The 2098-nt window shown below is 62.6% G+C and carries 2 protein-coding genes; both read right to left on the reverse strand.

Annotated features, from left to right (window positions below):
* The coding region (locus tag VMJ11_RS00505; RefSeq protein WP_325615827.1) for a saccharopine dehydrogenase NADP-binding domain-containing protein at positions 1 to 403 on the reverse strand (403 nt) is incomplete at its 3' end.
* A 51-nt stretch (positions 404 to 454) separates the two neighbouring features.
* Positions 455 to 1711: an acyl-CoA dehydrogenase family protein gene (locus VMJ11_RS00510; RefSeq protein WP_325615829.1), complete on the reverse strand. Its 1257-nt coding sequence runs from the start codon at positions 1709 to 1711 to the stop codon at positions 455 to 457.
* Between the last annotated feature and the right edge of the window lie 387 nt (positions 1712 to 2098).

Genomic DNA, 2098 nt, shown 5'->3' on the forward strand with positions numbered 1-2098 from the left:
TACCGGGGCACAGCGCCAGATCGCGGGCGGCAAAGGCCTCCCCGTAGGTACGCTTGATGAAGGACATCCAGTCGGTCTCGCCCGTCGTGTCGAAGTAGTGACAGCCCGCCGCGAGGCTCGCCTCGACGACAGGGCGACCGAACTGCATGAACGGCCCGACAATATTGATGACCGCTTTCTTGCCCTGGAACAGTTCGGTAAGCGCGCCTGTTTCGTTCTCGACCGCTACGCACCGGTAATCGTGCCCGGCCAGTTCGGGCACTTTTGCCATTTCCGCTTCGAGCCTCTCCTTGCTCCGTCCCGCGGCAATGAACGGGATGCCGCGCTCGGCGAGCTTCCATGCCGTGAGCTTGCCCGTGTAGCCACTCGCGCCATAGAGGACCACTTCGTATGCCGTTGCCATGTCGTCGTCTCCTTCAGGTTTTAATCGGATTGCGCGAACGTGCGATGCCGTTCAAAGCAGCTCCGGGTCGATCAGGTAGTACCCGCCCTTGATCGCAAGGACTTCGTTGCATCCGTCCTCGATCAGCGATGCGCGTGCGTCACGCCAGATCTTCTCGATCGGATACTCGCGAGTGAGCCCGTTGCCACAGAAGATCTGCAGTGCGTCGTTGGCGACTTCGAACGCGGTCTGGGTGGCGGTGATCTTGGCCGTCATCGCCGCGTGCAGCGAGGGTTGGGCCGCCGTGAAGTTGTAGTGCACGACACGGTGCGTGAGCGCGCGCGCGGCCTCCACTTTGCGGAACATGTGAAAGAGCCGCGACGCGACCGACTGATGCCGGATGATGGGCAGACCGCCCTGCCTGCGTTCGTGTGCATACGCGAGAGCGAGCTCGAAGGCCGCGCGTGCGGCGCCGGTGAACACGGTGCCCATGATCGCGTTGGCGAACGTATGGATCGCATAGACCGCGTCGAGGTACTGGTCGGGGCCGGCGAGAATGTGCTCCTTCGACAGCCTGACGTTCTCGAAGAAAATCTCGCCCTGGTTGAGGGCACGCTGGCCGACCTTGTCGAGCGGCTTGCCGCGCGACACCCCTTTGGCGTCCAGCGGGACGATGATCACCGCGCCGTGCTTCGTGTCGGCGCCACTGCCGCTGTCCGCCGCGCAGTAGAGAATGCATACGTCCGCGATGATGCCGTTCGATACCCAGGCCGACTTCTGCCCGTTGATGACGACCTCGTCGCCACCCAGCGTCGCCACGCAGTTGGGCCGGCCGTACGAACCTTGCGGATGGAAGATCATGCCGTTCGCGTCGAGCATGTCAGAGCCGTGATCGGGCTCCGTAATCGCCCAGCAGCCGAGCTTCGCATCCGGCGCGAGCCCGCGGCAAAACGGGTTGCCAAGCGTCGCGCTCATCACCGCGGGAAGCAGACCGGCGCCGAACGAAATCGCGAGCCCGGAATCGCCCCAGCCGAGCTCCTCGAACAGGATGCACATCGTCTTCGCCCGCTCGGCGGGTTCGAGTTCCATCAGGCCATCTACGCCAAAGCCCAGATTGACGTACTTGTCGCGAGCTTCCCAATACGGTGAGCCTTGTGCGATCGCCGCTTCCGGCGTCATGCGATCGAGCTTGACCCCTATCGGACGCATCACCTCTTCTGCGTAACGATGGACCGTCTGCTGGACCATCTGGCTCATTTCCGACAACTCGGGTTCCGCACCGAGCGGCCCGAGCTTGTGCGATGCAATATGATTCGATACGGTTGACATGTCTCCTCCTTCGAGGTGGTTGGGAGTATCATTTCCTGAGCAACGCACCGATCCCGGCCGCGCCCGACGAGGCTTCCAGGAATGACCAGTCGGCGCGCCGCACCTGTTTGGCTGACTGAAACTTCGATCTCCTCGATGCAATTCATGATGTTCCGGCGCGGCTCAGGGCAATATCCCCCGTACGGGGGGCTACAGTCAGGGTCAACCCGAATGCCTGAAACAACCAATTCAAATGACTGAGGAGACGCCCTTGAAGACGCCGCCTCTCCTTCCCGCTACGAAGCTTTTTCCGCCACGGCTGCCGTCCGGCTTGATCGACCGTCCGCGGCTGAACGGTCTTGCCGGGCAAGCCGAAAGCAAACGGCTCACGGTGATCAAGGCGCCTGC

Source organism: Paraburkholderia sp., assembly GCF_035501035.1.
In the GTDB taxonomy this organism is placed as follows: Bacteria; Pseudomonadota; Gammaproteobacteria; order Burkholderiales; family Burkholderiaceae; genus Paraburkholderia.